Origin of the sequence: Francisella salimarina, assembly GCF_007923265.1 — a bacterium.
In the GTDB taxonomy this organism is placed as follows: Bacteria; Pseudomonadota; Gammaproteobacteria; order Francisellales; family Francisellaceae; genus Francisella; species Francisella salimarina.
Genome location: NZ_VOJA01000001.1, coordinates 114,777 through 137,609, shown reverse-complemented (window position 1 = coordinate 137,609; position 22,833 = coordinate 114,777). Strand labels below are relative to the sequence as shown.

Below are 22,833 nucleotides of genomic sequence, written 5' to 3'. Positions count from 1 at the left end.
TTTGAAAGTATCGATAATTACAGTTTGTTACAATTCTGCAGAGACTATTGAAAAGACAATTCAGTCAGTAATTTCACAAAGCTATCAGGATATTGAATATATAATAGTTGATGGTGGTAGTTATGATGGCACTTCGGATATATTAGCAAAGTATCAGTCTAAACTATCAAAAGTGGTGAGCGAATCAGATGATGGTATCTATGATGCTATGAATAAAGGTATCGCTTTAGCAACTGGGGATATCATTGGTATTTTAAATAGTGATGATTGCTATAGTAATAGTGATGTTATAGACAATATTGTGAGCACGTTTAGGCAGAATGATAAAGATATGCTTTTTGCAGATTTGAAATTTGTTAATGATAATGGCAAGATCCTGCGCTATTACTCAGCTAAGCGTTTTACTCCAAATAGATTGAAGTTTGGAATTATGCCACCGCATCCGACACTTTTTGTCAAAAAAGCTATTTATCAGAAATATGGAGTCTACCGTTTAGATTTTAAGATTGCTGCAGATTATGAGATTTTTGTGAGATTCTTGCTTGTAAATAGACTTTCGTATACATATTTAAATAAATGTATAATTAATATGTTGGTAGGTGGGGTTAGTACTAGTAATTTGCAGAGTAAAAAAATTATTAACCAAGAAACGATTAAAGCTCTAGAGCTAAATGGTATCAAGGCAAATTATTTGTGTATTTCGACTAAGTATGTCACCAAAATACTAGAAATACTGAAAGGTCGACTGTTAAACTATTATAAGAAAAACTAAATTTATAAGTATATGAGATTATTTCGGGAGATTTGTGTGGAAAAAGTAGTTATAAAAGATGTTATTAATTCTAGTGGAGTGAAGTTCGGTACTAGTGGGGTTAGAGGCTTGGTTGTAGCAATGACTGATAAAATTTGTTGGCTATATACTAAGGCTTTTATTCAGTTTTTGGAGCAGAAGTACTCAATAACCAAAGGTTCAGAGGTTGCTATAGCTCATGATCTGCGTGATAGTAGTCCTAGGATAACTAAGGCTGTGATTAAGGCAGTCAAAGATAGTGGCTATGAACCAGTGTACTGTGGAGAGATCCCATCTCCAGCTGTGATGCTATATGGTATAACTAATCAAATACCATCAGTTATGGTTACAGGTAGTCATATCCCAGAAGATAGAAATGGTATCAAGTTTAATACTCCTTATGGCGAAGTTCTCAAAGAAGATGAGGAAATGATTGTCAGCCAAGTGATTACGGTTAATGATAATACTTTTGATAAAAATGGGATGTTTTTGCAAAAAGTAGAACTACCAAAAATCTGTAATCAAGCACATGTACAGTATGTGGATAGATATTTAGATTTCTTCCCGCGAAATTGCTTGTCGGGTAAGACTATTGGATTGTATGAGCATTCGTCTGTAGGGCGTAAGATAGTCAAAGAAATTCTTGAAAAGCTAGGTGCTAAGGTTATCTTACTAGGATTCTCAGAGAGATTTGTATCAGTAGATACCGAAGCAATTCGTCAAGAAGATGTGAAGCTTGCAAAACAGTGGGCTAATGAGTATGAAATTGATAGTATTGTATCAACAGATGGCGATGCTGATAGGCCTCTGGTTAGTGATGAGTATGGTAACTGGTTAAAAGGCGATATTTTAGGTGTATTGACAGCTAAATATCTTCAAGCTGATGTTATTGCGACACCAGTAAGTAGTAATACTGTAGCAGAAAAGATAGGTTATTTTAATAATGTGATTAGAACTAAGATAGGCTCACCGTATGTAATTGCTGCAATGAATGAGCTACTTACTAATAATCAAAATGCTGTAGCTGGATATGAAGCAAATGGTGGATTTCTATTAGCTAGTGATATATCAAGAAATGGCAAAGTACTAAAAGCATTAGCTACAAGAGATGCTGTGATACCTATGCTTGCTGTGATGATGCTATCTATTAATGCTAATAAAACAGTTTCAGAACTTTTATTTGATTTACCATCTCGATATACAGCAAGTAGTAAGATTGATGATTTTGCCACTGAAAAAAGCCAAGAAATCCTGAAATCAATATTAGCTGGCGAGTCAGATCTTTTAGATAAGGTTATATCTACTCATTTCGATGGTAAAAACAGCATTGAAAATATCGATACTACAGATGGTGTTAGAGTAACTATGACAAATCAAGATATTGTCCATCTTAGGCCGTCAGGTAATGCCCCAGAGTTAAGGTGCTATACAGAGGCCACTACTGAAGAGTCAGCTAAGAAACTTAATCAATGTTGTGTTGATTTGATCCAAGACATATAAGTTCTTCAATCGAATTACTATATTATGTAGATAATTTGAGCGATAGCGAACAATATCTTAAGATGATATAATTAATCCTATAGAGGTAAATAGTTACTATTATGCAAACACATCTAAAAAAACTTGAAAATGAGTCAATACAGATATTTAGGGAAGTAGTTGCACAGTTTGATAATCCTGTGATGTTATATTCTGTTGGTAAAGATTCATCTGTACTATTGCACTTAGCTCGTAAGGCATTTTATCCTGGTAAGATTCCATTTCCTTTGCTTCATGTTGATACTACATGGAAGTTCAAAGAAATGATAGAGTTTAGAGATAATATGGCAAAAGAGTATGACTTTGAGCTTTTGGTACATATTAATCAAGATGGGATTGATCAAGGTGTAGGGCCATTCTCACATGGTAGTGCAAAACATACTGATATTATGAAGACTCAATCACTCAAGCAAGCTTTGAATAAAGGTAAGTATGATGCTGCATTTGGAGGTGCTCGCCGTGATGAAGAGAAATCGCGTGCTAAAGAGCGAGTATTTTCATTTAGGGATAAAAATCATCGCTGGGATCCTAAAAACCAAAGACCAGAGCTATGGAATATCTATAATGGTATGGTAAACAAAGGTGAGAGTATTAGAGTTTTTCCACTCTCAAACTGGACTGAGTTAGATATTTGGCAATATATTTATATGGAGAATATCAAGATTCCAAGTTTATATTTTGCCAAAAAAAGACCTGTAGTTGAGCATGATGGTATCTTGATGATGGTTGATGATGATAGAACACCTGTTGAACTAAGACAAAAGGCTGTAAATAAAAAGGTTAGATTCAGGACATTAGGTTGTTATCCACTAACTGGAGCTGTAGAGTCAGAGGCTGATACTCTACCAGAGATTATCCAAGAAATGTTACTAACCAAAACATCTGAGCGCCAAGGTCGAGCTATAGATAAAGATAGTGTCGGCTCGATGGAGAAGAAGAAAATTGAGGGGTATTTTTAATGAGCCATGTATCTCCATTAATTCAAGAAAATATTCTTGCGTATCTAAAACAGCATGAGCAAAAAGAATTATTAAGGTTTATCACATGTGGAAGTGTTGATGACGGTAAAAGTACCTTAATTGGAAGGCTCTTGCATGATAGTAAGATGATTTTTGAAGATCAATTAGCTGCTATTACAGAAGATAGTAAGAAAGTTGGTACACAAGGCGATCAAATTGATTTAGCGTTACTTGTCGATGGTCTACAGTCTGAGAGGGAGCAAGGTATTACTATAGATGTGGCTTATAGATATTTCTCTACTGATAAGCGTAAATTTATCATAGCTGATACTCCAGGGCATGAGCAATATACTCGTAATATGGCGACAGGTGCATCAAATTGTGATTTGGCGATAATACTTGTAGATGCTAGAAATGGTGTGCAAACTCAAACACGCAGACATAGTTTCATATGCTCTCTTTTGGGCATTAAGCATGTGATAGTAGCTGTGAATAAAATGGACGCGGTGGATTATTCGCAAGATGTTTATAAAGAGATCCAAGATGATTATATAAAACTAGCAGGAAGTCTTGAGATACCAGATATTAGATTTGTACCTATATCTGCGCTAAAGGGTGATAATGTAGTTACTAAAAGTGAAAATATGCCATGGTTTAGGGGATCGGCATTAATGCACTATTTAGAAACGATGAAAGTAGAGCATTCTGATAGTGATGAATTTAGATTTCCAGTACAGTTGGTTTGTCGACCTAATTCAGATTTTAGAGGGTTTCAGGGTACTGTTGCTTCTGGTAAGATTAGTGTGGGAGACACTATCAGAGTTATGCCTAATGGTAAGATTACCACAGTCAAGTCTATAGTTACATTTGATGGAGACCTAGAATTTGCAGAGGCTGGGCAAGCTGTGACTCTAACAACAAATGACGAGATTGATATCAGCCGTGGTGATATGATTGTTCATAAGGACTCTATCTCGCATGTGTCACCTAACATCAAAGCACATATCGTTTGGATGCATGAGCAACCACTAGTAGAAAATAAAGATTATTATGTCAAGTTTTTGACTAAGCAAGTGACAGGTTCGGTAAGTAAGTTTAATTACAAAACAGACATAAATACCCTAAAAGATATTGATTGTGGTAAATTAGATTTAAATGAGATAGGTGCAGTTGAGCTGAAATTGTCAGAGCCTGTATGTTTTGATGATTATCAAAAAAATAGAGCTACAGGAGCATTTATAGTTATAGATAGATTATCTAATGCAACTGTTGGTGCGGGTATGATTATCAAACCACTTGCAGATGGCGAGATTAGAAGGGATAGTAATAATTATTCAGAGTTTGAGCTAGAGTTAAATGATCTTGTTCGTAAGCATTTTCCTCATTGGGGAGCTAAAAACTTAAGAGATTAGCTATATGAGTGCTATTTTACTATTTTTGATAATTGTTGTTATGCTTGTGTTGTTGTGCTTTTATCAGCACAAGACATTGATGATTTTTGGTGTGGTGATGTTTGCTTGTTTTGCTTTTGGTTGGGTTAACCAAAAAGAGCTATTAGGTAATGCATCTAATGCATCTTTGGTTACATTAGTAATCATCATGATACTTGCATCAGTGATTGAAAAAACAAGTGTATTACGGAAGTTACAAAATCTACTGATTGCCAAGACGGAGAAAAAAACTCTAATAAAGGTCTTGAGTATTTCGGCACTATCATCATCAGTTCTAAACAATACCGCAGTTGTAGCTATTCTTATCAAAGCTATCAATAACTCAAAAGCAGTACTACCATCGCGACTTTTGATACCGATGTCATATGCAACTATTATGGGTGGTACTTTGACCTTGATTGGTACCTCAACAAATCTGGTTGTTAGTAGTATGTACTCAGCTGCGACTGGATCTAAAGGTTTCGGCTTCTTTGATTTTACAATTGTCGGAGCTGTGGTAACTGTATTCGGTTGCATAACATTATATTTTACTAGTAAATTTCTGCCAAAAAAAGAACCCCAAATTAATAGCTATAATAGCTATATGGTTGAGGCCGAAGTGCTTGCTAAATCATCACTTATTGGCAAAAGTATTGAAAAAGCTGGATTACGACATCTCGAGGACTTATTTCTTGCTGAAATTATAACCAAGAATGGTGATAGGATATGTCCTGTTAAACCTCATGATATTCTTGCAGAGGGAGACAAGTTATTATTTTCTGGAGATATCCAAAAAGTTTCGATATTAAATCAGTTTGATGGTCTAAAACTATATGCTCAAACAGAGGGTTTTGATACTTTTCAGCTAACAGAAGTTCTTGTTAAGCAAGATTCGAGTATAGTTGGTAAAAGTCTCAAAGAAATTGAGTTTAGATCAAAATTTGATGCTGCTGTAGTTGCCGTACGTAGAGATGGTGAAAAAATTTCTGGTAAGCTTGGTAAGCTAATTATCAAAGCTGGAGACTTTTTGTTATTGGCTACAGGCGATGATTTTAGAAGTAGAGCTAATATATCCCAAAATTTCTTGGTCATAAAGGGAGTAGAGCCTAAAAGAGTGATTACAGGCTGGCGTGAGGCTTTGGTAATTTTTGGCTTTATTGCGGTTATTGTTTATTCTGTTTTTTCTGGGGATTCGCTGTTTTCAGGGATGCTTATATTATTAGGTATCCTGGTATTAACTAAGAGTATATCTATCAATGAGATCAAAAATAGCTTCCCTACCGAAGTTTGGTTGATAGTGACTAGTTCATTATGTATCGCTACGAGTATGGATAATACTGGTTTAGCAGCTACTATTGCTGATTTTTCACGCACATATTTAGCAGGACATTCTGCCATAGTTATATTTGTAGGGATTTTTATCACTACAATATTACTGACAGAATTTATAACCAATAATGCTGCCGCTGCATTGATGTTTCCAGTTGCATATAATCTAGCATTAGGTGTTGGTATCAATGTGTTTCCCGTGGTGCTTGGGGTGGCATTTGCGGCGTCTGCAAGTTTCTTGACTCCTTATGGTTATCAAACTAATCTGATGGTAATGAATGCTGCAAACTATAAGTGGCGGGACTTTATCGTAACTGGAGTGCCAGTTTCAATCGTATATGTAGTATCCTGCTGTGTTATGATACCTATAATTTATCCTTTATATTAATGGAGATATAAGTGAGCAAAAATATCGTTTGGCATGATGCTAGTGTCTCAACTGATGAAAGAGCTAAGCATAAGAATCACAAAGCCTTAGTGCTTTGGTATACAGGGTTAAGTGGCTCTGGTAAGTCAACTATCGCGAATGCTGTTGATCGTATACTGTATCAAAAGGGCTATCATACTTATATATTAGATGGCGATAATATTCGTCATGGATTAAATAAAGATTTAGGCTTTGATGAGACTAGTCGTATTGAAAATATTAGACGTATTTCTGAGGTTGCGAAGCTTTTTGTAGATGCTGGTATTATAGTTAGTACAGCATTTATTTCGCCATATATATCTGATAGAGAGCAAGCAAGAGAGCTAATTGGTAAGAATAACTTCATTGAAATTTTTATAGATACCGAACTATCAGAGTGTGAAAATAGGGATCCCAAAGGTTTGTATAAAAAAGCAAGAGCAGGTGAAATAGCAGATTTCACAGGGATAACATCACCATATCAAAAGCCAGTGAATCCAGATATACATATTGAAACCGAGGATAAAACAATCTTTGAATGTGCTGATATAATAGTCGAATATTTATTTTACAGGGTAAATAATGAAAAATAATATATATTATAAACATATAGATGGCTTAAGGGCTGTTGCGGTATTATCGGTAGTATTTTTTCATCTTGATATAAATTTAGTTAAATCTGGATTTTTGGGTGTTGATATATTTTTTGTTATATCAGGTTTTTTAATTACTAGTATTATTATTAGAGATTTAGAGAATAAAAGTTTTTCATTAAAGAACTTTTATTTAAGACGGATGCGGAGAATACTTCCAGCCTTAATTACTGTATTAATATTTTCTACGATTTTTGCATGGTTGATATTGTTACCACAAGATTTAAAGAATTACTCTAAATCGTTAGTAAGTGCATTGGGATCATTCTCAAATTTATATTTTTTCAAGACATTAAGTTTTGGTTACTTTAGTACAGATGCGACGGTAATACCTTTATTGCATACATGGTCTTTAGGAATTGAGGAACAGTTTTATATATTTTGGCCTTTATTTTTAATATTTGCTTTTAACGTATATATAGGAATAGGTTGGAAAGATAAACAAGCGTTGAGTAATTTTGATAAGTATTTGATTATAAGTCTAATACTTATAGTTTTATCTTTATTTTGTTTTAGATATTTTAGTTATTTTGAGATATATGATTACTTTAATCATGAGAGGTTTTATTATTTTCCATTAACAAGAGCCTTTGAGCTTTTGTTTGGATGTGCACTTGCTATTTATCTTACAAGATATAAGCCAACAAATAATAAGTTAATACTTGAGTTATTATCAATTATTTCGATATTGCTTATGTTGTATCCAATATTGTTTAAGGATGTGTCTTATCCAAGTAACTGGACAGTTATTGCATGTGTTGGAGCTGTATTGTATATATATGCTGGTTGTAACGAAAGATATAATACTTTAGTTAATAGGTTTTTATCAATTAAGCCAATTGTATTTATAGGTTTGGTTTCATATTCATTATATTTATGGCATTGGCCAATTATTGCATATTTGAATTATTTAAGTATAGAGAAGACACATTTGATTAAATTGATCATACTGGCTTTAAGTGTTGTGTTAGCTACATTGACTTATTTATTTGTGGAGAAACCATTTAGGTATAAGTTTAAGACATCATTTAAAAAGACACTAATCCTCTTATTTATATTTCCTGTAGCTATTTCGGTGGTTTTATTCTATATTGCTTCACGACATAATACCTATGTTATGATAAATGGTATGGATTATAATAAAGATAAAATGTTTGATCGTCTTTATGGGTTTGAGTACTTTATAGATAATGATTGTTTTTCTTATAGAGAAACTCAAGCTTCTAAGATTCCATCAAGTAATTCATGTTCTATTGGTGATAAGCATAAAAAAAATACAGATTTTATGTTTGTAGGAGATTCAACAACAAGAAATTTTATTTACAGTATGGATCGATGGGCTCAAGCTGTCAATCTAAGAGGTATATACATGGGGCAAGCATCCACCCCATTCCTTGTGGCTTCACCAGTTGGAACAGTATTAAATAGAGCAAAGGTTATACAGAAGGCAATTAGTAAATATAAGCCCAGATATATATTTATGGTTACCGCCTCTGCACTATCAGATTCACAAGAAATGAGAGATGATGTTAGAAAGACTGTTAAGTACCTTGTAGATAATGATATTATACCTGTTTTTGTTATTTCTACACCTATGCTATTTGAATCACCAAAAAAATTGTATGTTGATGGGGTGAATAGAGTTAGTATAGATATGACATCTGTAAAATATAAAATTCATGATGATACTTCATACATAAATGATTTAAGAGCAGATTTTCCTAGTATTAAAGTCCTAGATATTACGAATTTTTTTTGTGACATAACCACATGCTTATATAAACTAAAAAATGTTCCTATATATGCAGATCAAACACACCTAAATATTTTTGGGTCTAGGTTGTTGGGTGAAATGTATCTCAATAAGTATGGTAATCCATTGGCTAGTATTATTGAGTGACATAAAAAGGGTTGGTTTTTAATGTATAAAATAGATATTTTCAATGGTGATGCAGATGGGATATTATCACTTATTCAACTACGCAAGGCATTGCCAGTAGCTAGTAATAGCCATACACTAATAACAGGGGTCAAAAGAGATATTTCTCTATGTAAAAATGTTTCTAATCAGGATGCTAACGATGCAGTTGTGACAGTGTTAGATATTTCATATGATAAGAATTATCAAGATATTGAGAGATTGCTTGAGTGTGTCAGTCAGATGTCATACTTTGATCATCATAAGGCTGATAAACTAATCTTAAATCCAAAATTAGAAGCTCATATAAACACATCAGCAGATATCTGCACCGCACTGATAGTAAGTAATAGTTTAGATAAAAAGTATCATCTCTGGGCTATCGCGGCAGCTTATGGCGATAATTTGCATCATGTAGCAGACAGTGAGGCTGATTTACTTAAGCTGAAGAGTGAGCAAAAAGCTCAACTAAAAGAGCTAGGAATGCTGATTAACTATAATGGTTATGGAAGTATGATTGATGATTTGTATTATCATCCAGCTGACTTGTATCATGAGTTAATAAAGTATGAGACTCCATTTGATGTGATTGCTGATAAACATTCTTGCTTTTATAAATTGAGACAGGGCTATGAGAATGACAGTAAAAATCTAGATAGTTTAGATATCCAAGGTTTTGATGAGCTAAAGCTAGTTAAACTTCCTAATCAAGCTTGGGCAAGAAGAGTCAGCGGGACTTTAGGTAATGACTTGGCAAATAAGTATCGTGATAAAGCTATCATAATTGCAACGACAAAAGATAATGGTAATTATCTAATAAGTCTAAGAGCTCCAAAAAATAAACCATTTGGTGCGGCTGATATTTGTTCACAGTTCGCCACTGGAGGCGGTAGAGAGGCAGCTGCTGGTGTTAATGATTTATTGAAAGGGGAGTTAGATAAATTTGTGAATAAAGTTCAAAGGTATTATGGTTGAGGATTGATTATGACAAAACAGTGGGCTGTAATAGGTGGAGGTGTAGCCGGCATAACAGCTATAGCTAAGCTTCTGGATGAGAATGTAGGTGGTAAAAATATTCATTGGATATGTTCGGATTTCTGTGTTGGTGATCTAGGAAAAAAATGGCGCAATGTTTCAGGTAATACTTCTGTAAAGAGGGTTAAAGAGTTCTTACTGGCTTATGAGTCTTTTGATTTGAAAAAAAGACAAAGTGATTTTGATATTTTTAAAATGCCAGAAGATCAGACTTGTTATCTCAGTGATATTGTAAAACCTCTTGAACATTCAACAAAAGTATTGATAACTAAGGTAAATATATATAATCAGTTGGCTATAGATGTGAAATCTACTGACCAAAATGTAACTATAACATTAGATAATGGTCAAAAGATAACAAGCAATAAATCAATAGTTGCAATTGGTGCTGAGCCGAAGAAAGCATTATATCAAGATGTACAAGAGATCGGTTTGGATATTGCTCTTGATCCAAGTAGATTGTCTAAAGTGATATCGGCAGATGATACGGTGGCAGTTTTTGGATCGTCACATTCAGCTATTTTAATTCTTAAGTCATTAGTTGAAAATAATGTCAAAAAGATTGTTAACTTTTATATTGAAGATATAAAATATGCGGTTGATACCCCAGACGGTATTATAAATGATAATACTGGTTTAAAGGGTGTAGCTGCTGAATGGTCAAGAGAGTTTTTGGAACAGAATTTATTGGCAAATTTAATTAGAGTGAAGTGTAATGAACATAATCTTAAAAGATATTTACCAGTAGTCAATAAAGCTATTTACTCAATAGGTTTTGAAAGACGAAAGCTTAAAATCAATGGAAATAATAATCGAGACTATAATAAAGAAACTGGTGAAATAGTTGAAAATGTCTATGGTTTTGGTATTGCTTATCCTAATTTAAAAAAAGATCTATCAGGTCAAGATGAGTACCAAGTAGGTGTTGGCAAATTTGTCAAACACATTAATGATAGCTTCGATATTTGGAATAGTTAAGATGAGTAATAAACTAAAACTGATTAAAGAATACTGTAAAAGTAACCAGTATGATCTAAAAGTTCTTATGAAACAGATAATAAGCTTGATTGATGATGATTTATTGAATTTGTGTCGTAATGATTCTGTTAAATATACTAGGACATCACTGTATAATGACTCTCTCATAGAGGTTTTATTACTGAGATGGCCTCCTGCATCAAGATCCTATATTCATGATCATGATCTTCAAGAATGTTATGTGAGCTTGATTCAAGGGAGGTTAACAAATGTTTTATATGGCTTTAATAGAGATGAATTTGCGGCACTATCTGAGTCAGAAGTTAAACGTGGTTACATTTATGAAGCAAAAGACACTGAGATACATAGTATACAAAATAGAGGATTAGAAACAGCATATTCTTTACATATATATAGTAACCCTGTAAAAAAATGTAAGATATATTCAGAAAATGGAGAGTATGAGATTAAAGAACTTTCTTATGATGAAGTATTATGAGCTTTTGTATTTGTTTAGATGCTAAATAGCACCTCTTTTCATAGTCTCGAAGAACTCTTCATTAGTTAATGAACCTTTCATTTTTTCTGTTAGGAACTCCATAGCTTGAACATCTTCCATACCACCAAGAATCTTGCGTAGTACCCAAAGTTTTTGTAGTTCTTCAGGAGTTGTAAGAAGCTCTTCTCTACGCGTACCAGATCTATCAAAACTAATAGCAGGGAATACGCGACGCTCTGCAATCTTACGATCAAGATGAAGTTCCATGTTACCAGTACCTTTGAATTCCTCAAAGATAACCTCATCCATCTTAGAGCCAGTCTCTACAAGAGCTGTTGCAATGATTGTCAAGCTACCACCTTCAGCAGTATTACGCGCAGCACCAAAGAATCTCTTAGGCTTTTGCAGAGCATTCGCCTCTACACCACCAGATAGTACACGACCAGAAGCTGGTGATACAGTGTTATAAGCACGTGCAAGTCTTGTGATTGAGTCAAGTAGAATTACTACATCTTGTTTGTGTTCAACCAGTCTTTTTGCTTTTTCGATCACAATTTCAGCTAACTGGACATGACGAGCTGCTGGCTCATCGAAAGTAGATGCTACTACTTCACCACGCACTGAGCGTTGCATTTCTGTAACTTCCTCAGGACGCTCATCGATCAGTAGCATGATTAGATTACATTCAGGATGGTTCTTAGCAATTGATGTTGCGATATTTTGCATCATAATTGTTTTACCAGTTTTTGGTGGGGCAACAATTAGACCACGCTGACCTTTACCAAATGGAGCAGCTAAGTCGATGACTCTTGCTGTAATATCTTCATTTGAACCATTCCCTATTTCCATAGTTAGCCTTTCTTTAGCATACTCAGGAGTTAAGTTTTCAAATAAGATTTTTTTCCTAGCTAATTCTGGTGAATCAAAGTTAACACTGTCAATATGCTTTACTGCAAAGTATTTTTCATTATCACGAGGTGGACGAATTTTGCCAACAATGCTATCACCAGTTCTTAGATTTAGTTTTCTGATAAAAGCAGGTGAAACATAGATATCATCAGGAGATGCAAAATATGAGCTATCAGAAGATCTCAAGAAGCCGTAGCCATCTTGTAGAACCTCTAAGATACCTTCACCATATATATCTTCACCCTTATCTGCATGATATTTAAGAATTGAGAAGATAAGTTCTTGTTTTCTTGCACGAAGTGATTCAAGATCTAGACTTTGAGCTATATCCATTAGCTCATTAACAGATTTGTACTTTAATTCATTTAAGTTCATTTGATTCTCTATTTATAAAAAATAATACTGATCTAACTAATTATAGATATTTGTCTACGATTGAGATTAATTGAGTTTTTTGTACTACACCAACTTTAGTTTCTTTATTTTCGCCATCTTTGAAAACCATAAGAGTTGGTACACCACGCACACCGAATTTCATTGCTGTTTCTTCGTTGTCATCGATATTTATTTTGCATACTTTAACTTTGTCGCCATAATGCTCGGCAACTTGTTCTAATATTGGAGAAAGCATCTTACAAGGACCACACCAAGGAGCCCAAAAATCTAATAATACTGGAGTATCACTATTTAATACTTCGCTTTCGAACTGGCTATCTAATATATCGATACATTTTGACATGCTTTGATTTTCCTTTAAGTTTTTGATTCTAAAACTGATTAAGCAGACGCTTCTGCTGTATTTTTGATAATTTTATAAGAAGTTAAACTAATAGCTAGTTATTATAAACAAAAAAACTTCTTAGACAAATTTTTTTAGCTATTTTACAGATATTTTTTTATAATGGGGATAGTTATAAAAATAAGCTTTTGTTTTATATGTCAAAGATAGTCGCAACGGTAGATTTAGGTTCAAATAGTTTTCATATGTTGATAAGTGAAATCAAGCCTGATGGTGAGGTTGTTACATTATCAAAACAAAAGCAAAAAGTTCAGCTAAGAGCAGGTCTTAATAATAACTTAACAATTAGTAAAGATGCTCAAGAAAGAGCTATTGAGTGCTTGGGGGTTTTTGCTCAAGAAATTCAAAAATATAAAGTTGAGCATGTAAAAGCAGTAGGTACATATACTCTTAGAAAGGCTAAAAATAATATAAAAGGTTTTAAAAAGAAATTAGATAAAGCCTTAGGGACTAAAATTAAGATTATTTCTGGTCCGGAAGAGGCACGTCTGGTGTATGTTGGGGCTAGAGATAATCATGATGCAAAGCAAAAAACATTAGTTATAGATATCGGAGGAGGTTCCACCGAGCTTGTAATTGGAAGAGGTGATAAGATATTAATTGCTCGTAGTTTAGATATGGGCTGTGTAGGTATGCAAAAAGATCACTTTAGTAATGAGAAGCTTGATTTTGCTAACTTTTACGCAGCTACTGATAGGGCTAGAGAAATTCTCTTACCTATTTTGCGCAAGTACAAAAAAGTTGGTTGGAGTAGTGTATTAGGCTCTTCTGGGACAATTACATCAGTTGTTGGTGTTTGCCAAGAAACTACAGGAGGCTCTACTATTACTAAGGATTTTCTTAATGATTTGATTACAATGATGATGGATAAACGAGAGGTTGAGCATATTCGTTTTGAGGGCTTGAGAGAAGATAGAGAGAGCGTTTTGGCTGGTGGTGTGGCGATTTTGTATGCTATTTTTGACTGTCTTGGAATTTCTGAAATGAAGTTGTCTAATGGTGCTGTGCGTGAAGGTATGCTTTATGAGCTTGTTAAGCGTAAGTACAAGATTGTTATAGATTAGACAATAAAAAGATTTAGTTAAAATCAAAAAAGGATTTATTTATATGAAGTATGTTCCATTGGCAGCTCGATTAAGACCTCAGAGTATTGAGGAGGTGATAGGTCAGGAGCATATATTATCAAAAAATGGATCATTAAGAAAAATTTTGGCTGGAGATGGGGTTTGCTCGCTGATACTATGTGGAAAACCAGGTGTTGGTAAAACTACCTTAGCTAAAATTATAGCTAGTTCTAAACAGTTAGAGTTTTTTGAGCTATCTGCAGTTGATTCTGGTGTTAAAGATGTTAAAAAATTAATCGCAGATAATCAACATTTAGGTAGTTTTGTATTATTTTTAGATGAAATTCATCGATTTAATAAATCACAGCAGGATTTACTTTTACCTTATGTTGAGTCTGGCAAAATTATTTTAATTGGAGCAACTACTGAAAATCCAACATATTACTTAAATAATGCTCTAGTTTCGCGAGTATTTATTTTACGATTGAAAAGGCTGAGTATCTCAGATACCCGTAAGCTTATTCAAAGAGCTATAACTAAGGATGAATCATTGGCAAAACATTCTTTTGAAATTGATGATGATTTATACAATGCTATACACAACTATAGTGAAGGTGATTGTCGTAAAATTTTAAATTTGCTTGAGAGGATGTTTTTGATTAGTGATAGAACTAGCAATATTCATCTTGATAGCGATCTTTTTGATCAAGCAGTAGGCGAGGCATCAAGAGATTTTCACCGTGAGGGTAAAGAGTTCTATGAGCAACTATCAGCCTTTCACAAGTCTGTCAGAGGTACTGATCCTGATGCGGCTATATTTTGGCTGAGTGTAATGTTAGATAATGGGGCTGATCCTCTAGTTATCGCAAGAAGAATGCTCTGTATAGCATCTGAAGATATCGGTAATGCTGATCCTCAAGCTTTGAGAGTCGCCATAGATGCTTGGAATGCTTATGAAAAGTTAGGTATGCCAGAGGGGAGGTTGGTTTTGTCGCAGGCAGCTATATATTTAACAGTGGCACCCAAAAGTAATGCTTGCTACAAGGCGCTAGCAGATGCCCAACAGATTGTTAAAAGTTTGGGCAATATTGAAGTTCCTCAGCATCTAAAGAACTACAAAGATAGTAACTACTTATATCCACATAATTATCCGAACGCCTATGTGGTGCAGCAATACTTGCCAAAAAATATTAGTCAAGCTTTTTATAATCCTACGAATGCTGGTTTTGAATCTAAGATAAAAATGAAGCTAGAGAGCATAAACAAAATCAAGAAGTTATAATTAAGCTATTAAAATTTTGTATTTGTATGCTATAATCTTTGGAATTAAATTATATCTAATAAAATTATAACTAGGTTTTATACTGCTATGGCATTGGAAAATTTACTACATCCTACTAATATTAAAATTGATGAATATGCAAAAAATGCTACTAAGTTTTCTTTTGAGGCTCTAGAAAGAGGCGTTGGTTATACACTTGGTTATGCGCTTAAACAGACTATGCTGTATTCTATCTATGGTGCATGTGTTACTAGTGTGAAAATTAATGATGGTAAGATTACTTCTCTTGAGGATGTAATTCCTTGTGATGAGACTGTTGCAGATATCATTTTGAATGTGAAAGCTTTACCTGTGACTTTAGCAGATGATATTGAGTCTGGAACTATTACTTTTGAATTATCAGGTTCAGAAGAAGAAGTTTTTTCAGAAGAGGCTAAACTATCTGAAGGTTTAACAATTACAGAAGAAGTATTTATATGTAGCTATAATGGTGGCAAGAAACTCAAGATTGAAGCTAAAGTAGAGAAAGGTGTTGGCTATAGACAAGCTGAAGAAAACTTCAAGGATGGAGAATTTTTTCTGGATGCCACTTTTTCTCCGGTATCTTTCTGTGAGTATGAGATTAAAGATGCTCGTGTAGGTAGACGTACAGATTTGGATAAGCTTGAGCTTAATATTAAGACAAATGGTAATATTAACTGTGAAGAAGCTCTAAGACTAGCAGCAACAAAAATTCAAAATCAATTGAGAAATATAGTTGATGTTGAAGAAATAAACAAAGGGATTTTTGTAGAAGATCCTACTAAAGATATAAACCCTGTTTTACTGAAGCATGTTGAGGAGTTAAACCTTACTGCTAGATCTTCAAACTGCCTAAAAGCAGTTAATATTAGATTAATCGGTGAACTTGTGCAAAAAACAGAAAATGAGCTTCTTAAAGCACCAAACTTTGGTAAGAAGTCATTGACAGAGATCAAAGACAAATTGTCTGAACTTGGTTTATCTTTAGGTACAATGATTGATAATTGGCCTGAAGATCTGTAATATATAACCAGCTACTCTTGCCGGAGTGGTGAAATTGGTAGACGCGCCGGATTCAAAATCCGGTTCTGGCAACAGAGTGCCGGTTCGAGTCCGGCCTCCGGCACCATCTTATTATAAGTAATCAACTTGTACTCTCATAATGTTCCTATCTCATAAATTTTATATACAAAAGAGAATTAGTGTATGAAAAAACCTAACTTTAATATTGTAGTAATTGCGATCATAACGATTATGGGTATGGATCTTATTGATACAACTGTTATGAATAATATCTTACCTAAGATAGCGGAAAGCCTTCACACTACACCTGAATTTCTAAAGACGGGTATTAGTATTTATATGATCGTTATGGGTATGTTTCTGCCTCTTAGTTCATGGATGGCTGAGAAGATTAGCTTTAGATATACATTAATGTTTGCAGCATCTGGTTTTGGATTATTTTCATTGCTATCTGGATTAGCGATGACTGATACTCAGCTTTTTGCATTCAGAGCAATTCAGGGATTATTTGCAGCATTTTCAGCGCCTGTAGCAATGCTTGCTTACTTAAAGCTTTCGGAGAATATGCTTGAGGGAACGGCTTCATTATCTAACTATACTTTGATAATGGCTATATCTGGACAGATTATAGGAGGTATCTTTGCATCTATATCTCCAGAGTCATGGCGTTTGGCATTTGTGATGCAAGTGCCATTTGCCTGCTTTGCAGTTGTAGCTATATACAAATATTTCCCCAAACAAATATCAAATAATCAAAAGCAGAGAATCGACTTTGTTGGTCTTTGTCTGTTAGGCTTTTCAATATCAGCACTTTTTGTACTAAGTGAGATTCTCTTAAAAGAGATTGACTTGTCAATTAAGATATATATTGCGATATGTGTAGTTGTATCGATATCTTTATATGCGATTACATACAAAAAAATTAGAAATCCAATAATTGATTTAAGTATCTTTAGTAATAAAAATTTTACGATAGCCTTTGTTTCAAATTTTTTGTGTAGACTAACAACTTACTGGGTGTTTTTTGCTTGGCCTGTTGTCTTATATCATCTTAGCCACTTGAATACTATATACATATCTATTATGTCCGTATGTTTGATGATTGGTACTATTTTTTCTAAAAAAATTGCTAAACATATAGTTTATTTCTATGGTTATAGAATATGTATGGTGTTAGGTTTGCTAGGTGTATCTTCAGTGATGTTACTCTCAATTTTGTTTGATATTCACTATAATTATATTATATTCTGTGCAGTCGCTATGGGGTATGGATTTGTGTTAGGTTTATATCAGACATCATCAAATGCAGTAATGTATACTGTAGCGGATAAAAATAAGTTAGATAGTGTCAATACACTCAAAAGTTCAGGAAATATGATTTCATCGGCATTTGCCCTAACTATATTTACTATAACTTATGACTTATATTATAGATATGATATTAGTCATCATTGGTTAAGTAGATTCCTAAATGTCTTTACGCAAACATATTATCATGTGGTTGTTACAGCAGCATTAGCTCAGATTATTTTAGTAGTATGGATAATTTTGAGAATGGATAATATAAAGGAGAATACACTTTGATTCTCTTATTTCTTCTTCGCTTTGATATGAACAACAGAAGTCGGATTGTGGAGTAATTTACCGTTTTTTACGCCTCTAATTGTGCCTACAGCCGCTGTAGTCCATGCAAATAATAGAACAACAAAAGAACTTATTGCTGCAAACTGAAAGAAGGTTAAACCTGTATGTAGAGATAGTTGTGTAGTACCTGTAACACATGTACCAACCGGGAATGTAAATGCCCACCATGTTAATGCAAATGGCATTTTTCTTTGTAATGCTCTTAAGGTAAGCAAAGTAGCTATGAAGAACCACAGCATAGCAAACCCCCAAACTGGTACACCATAAAGAATAGCCATGACATTCATACCTGTCGCAATAGGCTCACTAACTGTAAACACAGCTGCAGTACCCAAACATCCTGCAGCTGTAATTGATTGACCTAATGGACCTAGTATAATCCATAATGTCGGGACTCTTGCACTACCTGAAGTGCCAGAGTGAGCTAAGCGATTCCAAATTAGAGTTATAATAATAAGTGAAGCTATCAGACTAAGACCAAAGCAAGCATACATACCATAGAGCAATGTTTGCTGTGCTTCGCCATGTTGCATATATTTAAGGAACATTGAGCCAATAGTTGCCGATACCATTGGTGGGACAACAGGCATTAGCCAGCCACCAAATGCAGCATCTGCATGTACCTCATTGTATGTAAATAAACGATATGGGATAACAACAGCAGTAATAATACCACTAATAGTACCAATCCAAAAAAGTGGCCATGCAATATCTAGAGCTAACTGTTGACCAAAAAGGTTAGGTCCTAGTAGCAATGTACCACCAGCTATGGTCAAAAAAGCCATAGGGGGAGCACCAAAAAATTGCGACATTACTGGATCATTGAATTGACGTTTGATAATTTGTGGTTTAGTTATTGTTTGGTAACTTTTAAAAATAGTCATAAAGATAAGCATAGCAAATGCAATAAGCCAAATAATAGTTGCAAAACCTGTTAAACTCTTCCCAATAAGAGGTAGTCCGACAGCAGCATTTGCAATAATGCCAGTACCCATTACTGAGGCAAACCAGTTGGGCCCCATTTCTTTTTGTAACTCAATTTGTTTATCTGTAGACATAACTCTCCTAATATTAATTAAAAATCAGCTAATTTTGTTTTTAGTGATATGATAATAGTTTTAAAAGTTAAAATGTGTAATCCAAATTTTAAAATCTCTTTTAATTAACTGTTAAATTACTATTTAATTGTAGTCTTATATCTATAAATTTACAATTTAAAAGTCTCTTGTGATTGGTCTTGATCATAAAACAAATATAGCTTGTCAGATGTGTTTGATTAGGTGTGGGAATAAGATAGAGCCTGGAAAATAAGAAGTAAGATGTCTCTTTTATCTTTAAATTGTTATAATACATCACATCATTTGATAAATTATAAAACTGTTTTATGATAATAGATTCGCATTGTCATCTAAATTATTTGAAACTAGAAAACATAAGCCTCGAGCAGGTTATTAATAATGCAAAAAGTGCTGGTGTTGAAAAAATTGTTTCAATAGCTGTTGCATGGGATGAAATTGCTGATATAGAGAGAATTACAGAAAATTTTAATAATATTTACCATTCTGTAGGAGTTCATCCTAGTGAGCTTGATACATATCAGCCAACTGTGGATGATATAATAGCGCGCTCGCTACATGATAAATGTGTTGCTATCGGTGAGACTGGTTTAGACTACTACTATAATGGTAGTGACACTAGAGAAGCTCAAGTAGAAAAGTTTGTAAATCACATGCAAGCAGCAAATGAAGTAAATAAACCAGTCATAATACATACTAGATCTGCAAAACAAGATACCTTGGATATACTAAAAAGCGAAAACGTAGAGAAATGTGGAGGTATACTGCATTGTTTTACGGAAGATTATGATATGGCTAGAAAAGCTATTGATATGGGTATGTATATATCATTTTCTGGTATCTTAACCTTCAAAAATGCAAAGGATATTCAAGAAACTGCCAAAAGGTTGCCACTAGATAGAATATTGATTGAAACGGATGCACCTTATCTAACCCCAGTACCTTTGCGCGGTAAACCAAACTATCCAGAGTATGTTAAATATGTGGCTCAGTTTTTGGCGGATCTTAAAGAAATATCTTATGATGTGGTTGCTAAGCAAACCTACAAAAATACCTGTGAGATTTTTAAATTTTAGTTTTGTAAATTCTTTTAAGGCGTACTTTTGTGTTACTATGAATTAATACCTTATAGTTTTTTTATTTTTTTATGAATAGATTTATTTGTTGCTTTCTGATTTTACTGATGAGTTTAGGGTATCTTCAAGCAAATACGCTTAACAAAGATGGACAGCTAAATCAAAAAATATCACAGATTAATTTATTTGCAGAGTCTATTTATAACTCCAAAGAATCTAACAATGAGCAAACACTATCGTATCAAAGAAGTAAGCTTCTTAAAGACAGATCTTTTATAAGTAAGCATATTGCTGAACTAAATACTCGACTTGAAAGAGTTGATAGTATTCTGAGATTTATTGATGGCAAATATCAAAATGAGCAGTTTTCGGAGTTTATAAATGAGAGAGTTGAAAATAACAAATACCTAAATGTTAAGCTAAAAGAGTATACTCGAAAGAGGGCGTTGATATTAAACGAGCTAGTACTTTTGAAAGAGGTACATCTGAACATAGAAAATGCCCTAAAACATATATCAAGTATAAGAACATATTTGCGCAATCAATTTAGGTTTGAAAAGAATAATGTTCTTTGGAAGCCACAAGCATGGTATTTTGCATTTCATACATTCTGGGATAATATTACTCAAGTAATTAAAGATATTGTGTTTTTCCTTATTCTATTAGGAATGTATTTTTTTTCAAAGACAGTTTTCTCTCTCGATAAGTGTTTGTTTCAGAACCCTAAATTGAAGACAAAAAAGAAACTATTTAAGGCAACTCGTAAGCTTAATGGTATTTATTTCTTACTTTTTAGTGCAGTGTTGTATCCGTTGGTTGTTCTTGGTATAGGGCATTTATTTAGGTATTTAGAAATAATTTCATCGGATACTTATTATGTTATGACCATAGTATCCCAAGTTGTTGGTATTTATGCTTTTTTGATATTTATTTTAGAAAATTTTGCACAGATCTACATATCTAAGTTATTAAAGACTTTGTTTATAATTGCTTATTCTACTTTTGGTATGATTATGTACATATTCAGATCAAACTTAGTCAGCTTTACAAGAGGTAGCTTGACGTCAATACTCTCTAGAGAGGAGGCATTAATTTTGGTCTTCTTTTTTATGTTGGTAATGTTGATACCAATAGTATGTATTTTTATAAAACTAGGTAAGGTTACAACTTCTAATAAGTCAGATATAAGAGTGGTACATTTAGTTAAATACTTCATGTTGGGAACATTGTTGTTTAGTATCTTAATGATGACTCTTGGAGGTTATCCAAATTTTGGGATGTCTGCAGGGTTTGATATGTATCAGATTTTATATGGATCATTGTATATTTATGTTTTTTATAAAGTTTCTGTAATTATTGTTGATATGTTGATGTGTAATAAAACTAGAGTAGTAGTTATTCGTAGTCTTGCTGAGACAGCTGTCGGCGGGGTTAAGCGAGCTGGAGTAAGGTATTGGATAAAAAATTTAATATTTATTCTCTCTATAGTAATGTTTTTGATTATTTTGCCTTTATGTTTAAATATCCAGTCTGAGAGATTAGAAGATATATGGAATACTTTTTTTTATGAAGGTGGTGATATTTTAGGATTACAATTAATTCCACTTATTACACTAATGAAGTCAATATTAGTCATTATAGTTGCATTTTTTATCTATAGGTTTATTATTCTAGTCGCTAATAAAAGAGTATTTCCATATACAAACATGGACCTGGGGACTCGTGAAGCAATTTTATCGATTATTAAATACATTTTTGTAGTTATTGCAATTTTCTTGTTTATTAAGTCTTTAGGAATAAGTAATACAGCTATTACATTTATTATTTCTGGTTTGTCAGTTGGTCTCGGTTTTGCCATGCAAGATTTAGTTAAAAATTTCTTTGCAGGCTTAGTTATGCTTATCGAAAGACCTGTAAAAATAGGCGACTGGGTTAATGTTAATAATGAGATTGGAGTTGTTAAAAAAATTAGTATTAGAGCAACAGAGGTTTTGACTTTTGATAATAATTCATTGATAGTTCCTAATAATGTCATGATAACTAATGTGGTTTCTAATGAGACATTAGATCCTACATCTAGATTAGTCTTACCTTTAAGAATTTCTTATGCTCAAAACCCCCAAAGAGTTATAGAAGTTTGTAAACAAGTTGTGGAATTAGAAAAAAGAATATTTAAAACCCCAGCTCCTGAATTTTTACTAACCAGCTATGATGAGTATAGTATGGAGATAGCAGTTAGAGCATATTGTCTTAGAACTGTGAAGATATATTTATTGAGTGATTTGAGGCTTAAGATCCTAGATGCTTTAAAAGACAACAATATAAGGATTGAGTATCCTAAGCTTGATATATACGTAAAAGATGCTGATAAATAAGGTTATTTAGTCGATAAAAAATATAAAA

At 33.5% G+C, this 22,833-nt stretch carries 19 protein-coding genes and 1 tRNA gene; 17 read left to right on the top strand and 3 right to left on the bottom strand.

Features of this window, described 5'->3' with window-relative positions; all coding sequences use genetic code 11:
- The first annotated feature begins 1 nt into the window (after position 1).
- From FQ699_RS00675 to FQ699_RS00630, 10 genes are all read left to right on the top strand, one after another.
- Positions 2-772: a glycosyltransferase family 2 protein gene (locus FQ699_RS00675; RefSeq protein ID WP_146420699.1), complete on the top strand. Its 771-nt coding sequence runs from the start codon at positions 2-4 to the stop codon at positions 770-772.
- A gap of 12 nt (positions 773-784) precedes the next feature.
- Positions 785-2,290 (top strand): phosphomannomutase, encoded by a 1,506-nt coding sequence (locus tag FQ699_RS00670; protein ID WP_369852894.1) that lies wholly within the window; start codon positions 785-787, stop codon positions 2,288-2,290.
- Between the two features lie 101 nt (positions 2,291-2,391).
- Positions 2,392-3,288, top strand: coding sequence for a sulfate adenylyltransferase subunit CysD (cysD, locus tag FQ699_RS00665; RefSeq protein ID WP_146420697.1), 897 nt, complete (start codon positions 2,392-2,394; stop codon positions 3,286-3,288).
- The gene (gene cysN, locus FQ699_RS00660; RefSeq protein WP_146420696.1) at positions 3,288-4,700 is read left to right on the top strand and encodes a sulfate adenylyltransferase subunit CysN; all 1,413 of its coding nucleotides are present in this window, start codon (positions 3,288-3,290) and stop codon (positions 4,698-4,700) included. Before cysD ends, cysN begins: the two co-directional genes overlap by 1 nt.
- 4 nt (positions 4,701-4,704) lie before the next feature.
- The gene (locus tag FQ699_RS00655) at positions 4,705-6,435 is read left to right on the top strand and encodes an SLC13 family permease (RefSeq protein ID WP_146420695.1); all 1,731 of its coding nucleotides are present in this window, start codon (positions 4,705-4,707) and stop codon (positions 6,433-6,435) included.
- An 11-nt stretch (positions 6,436-6,446) separates the two neighbouring features.
- A complete protein-coding gene (cysC, locus tag FQ699_RS00650) occupies positions 6,447-7,046 on the top strand; it encodes an adenylyl-sulfate kinase (RefSeq protein ID WP_146420694.1) in 600 nt (199 codons plus the stop codon).
- A complete protein-coding gene (locus FQ699_RS00645; protein WP_146420693.1) occupies positions 7,036-9,006 on the top strand; it encodes an acyltransferase family protein in 1,971 nt (656 codons plus the stop codon). Before cysC ends, FQ699_RS00645 begins: the two co-directional genes overlap by 11 nt.
- A 21-nt stretch (positions 9,007-9,027) precedes the next feature.
- Complete coding sequence (locus FQ699_RS00640; protein ID WP_146420692.1) at positions 9,028-9,999, top strand: DHH family phosphoesterase; 972 nt, start codon at positions 9,028-9,030, stop codon at positions 9,997-9,999.
- A gap of 9 nt (positions 10,000-10,008) precedes the next feature.
- The gene (locus FQ699_RS00635) at positions 10,009-11,037 is read left to right on the top strand and encodes an FAD-dependent oxidoreductase (protein WP_146420691.1); all 1,029 of its coding nucleotides are present in this window, start codon (positions 10,009-10,011) and stop codon (positions 11,035-11,037) included.
- 1 nt (position 11,038) lies between these two features.
- Positions 11,039-11,536, top strand: coding sequence for a cysteine dioxygenase (locus tag FQ699_RS00630; protein WP_179951642.1), 498 nt, complete (start codon positions 11,039-11,041; stop codon positions 11,534-11,536).
- Between the two features lie 21 nt (positions 11,537-11,557).
- Here the strand turns inward: FQ699_RS00630 and rho are convergent, their stop codons facing one another.
- Together rho and trxA are read right to left on the bottom strand one after the other, a co-directional pair.
- On the bottom strand, positions 11,558-12,820 hold the full coding sequence (gene rho / locus FQ699_RS00625; RefSeq protein WP_004287296.1) for a transcription termination factor Rho: 1,263 nt from the start codon (positions 12,818-12,820) through the stop codon (positions 11,558-11,560).
- 40 nt (positions 12,821-12,860) lie between these two features.
- The gene (trxA, locus tag FQ699_RS00620) at positions 12,861-13,184 is read right to left on the bottom strand and encodes a thioredoxin (protein ID WP_004287297.1); all 324 of its coding nucleotides are present in this window, start codon (positions 13,182-13,184) and stop codon (positions 12,861-12,863) included.
- Positions 13,185-13,381: 197 nt separating this feature from the next.
- On the opposite strand from trxA, the gene FQ699_RS00615 reads away from it, so the two are divergent.
- From FQ699_RS00615 to FQ699_RS00595, 5 genes are all read left to right on the top strand, one after another.
- The gene (locus tag FQ699_RS00615) at positions 13,382-14,308 is read left to right on the top strand and encodes a Ppx/GppA phosphatase family protein (protein WP_146420689.1); all 927 of its coding nucleotides are present in this window, start codon (positions 13,382-13,384) and stop codon (positions 14,306-14,308) included.
- A gap of 43 nt (positions 14,309-14,351) precedes the next feature.
- Positions 14,352-15,590: an AAA family ATPase gene (locus FQ699_RS00610; protein ID WP_146420688.1), complete on the top strand. Its 1,239-nt coding sequence runs from the start codon at positions 14,352-14,354 to the stop codon at positions 15,588-15,590.
- 87 nt (positions 15,591-15,677) lie between these two features.
- Positions 15,678-16,634, top strand: coding sequence for a DNA-directed RNA polymerase subunit alpha (locus FQ699_RS00605; protein WP_146420687.1), 957 nt, complete (start codon positions 15,678-15,680; stop codon positions 16,632-16,634).
- 19 nt (positions 16,635-16,653) lie between these two features.
- Positions 16,654-16,740 (top strand) — tRNA-Leu (locus FQ699_RS00600).
- 77 nt (positions 16,741-16,817) lie between these two features.
- Positions 16,818-18,218, top strand: coding sequence for an MFS transporter (locus FQ699_RS00595; RefSeq protein WP_146420686.1), 1,401 nt, complete (start codon positions 16,818-16,820; stop codon positions 18,216-18,218).
- 5 nt (positions 18,219-18,223) lie between these two features.
- On the opposite strand, the gene FQ699_RS00590 is transcribed toward FQ699_RS00595, so the two are convergent.
- Positions 18,224-19,336, bottom strand: a complete 1,113-nt coding sequence (locus FQ699_RS00590; protein WP_146420685.1) for a TDT family transporter — start codon at positions 19,334-19,336, stop codon at positions 18,224-18,226.
- A 326-nt stretch (positions 19,337-19,662) separates the two neighbouring features.
- Between FQ699_RS00590 and FQ699_RS00585 the strand changes: the two genes are divergently transcribed.
- Together FQ699_RS00585 and FQ699_RS00580 are read left to right on the top strand one after the other, a co-directional pair.
- Positions 19,663-20,430, top strand: a complete 768-nt coding sequence (locus tag FQ699_RS00585) for a TatD family hydrolase (protein ID WP_146420684.1) — start codon at positions 19,663-19,665, stop codon at positions 20,428-20,430.
- 107 nt (positions 20,431-20,537) lie between these two features.
- On the top strand, positions 20,538-22,805 hold the full coding sequence (locus FQ699_RS00580; RefSeq protein WP_179951641.1) for a mechanosensitive ion channel family protein: 2,268 nt from the start codon (positions 20,538-20,540) through the stop codon (positions 22,803-22,805).
- Positions 22,806-22,833: the final 28 nt, after the last annotated feature.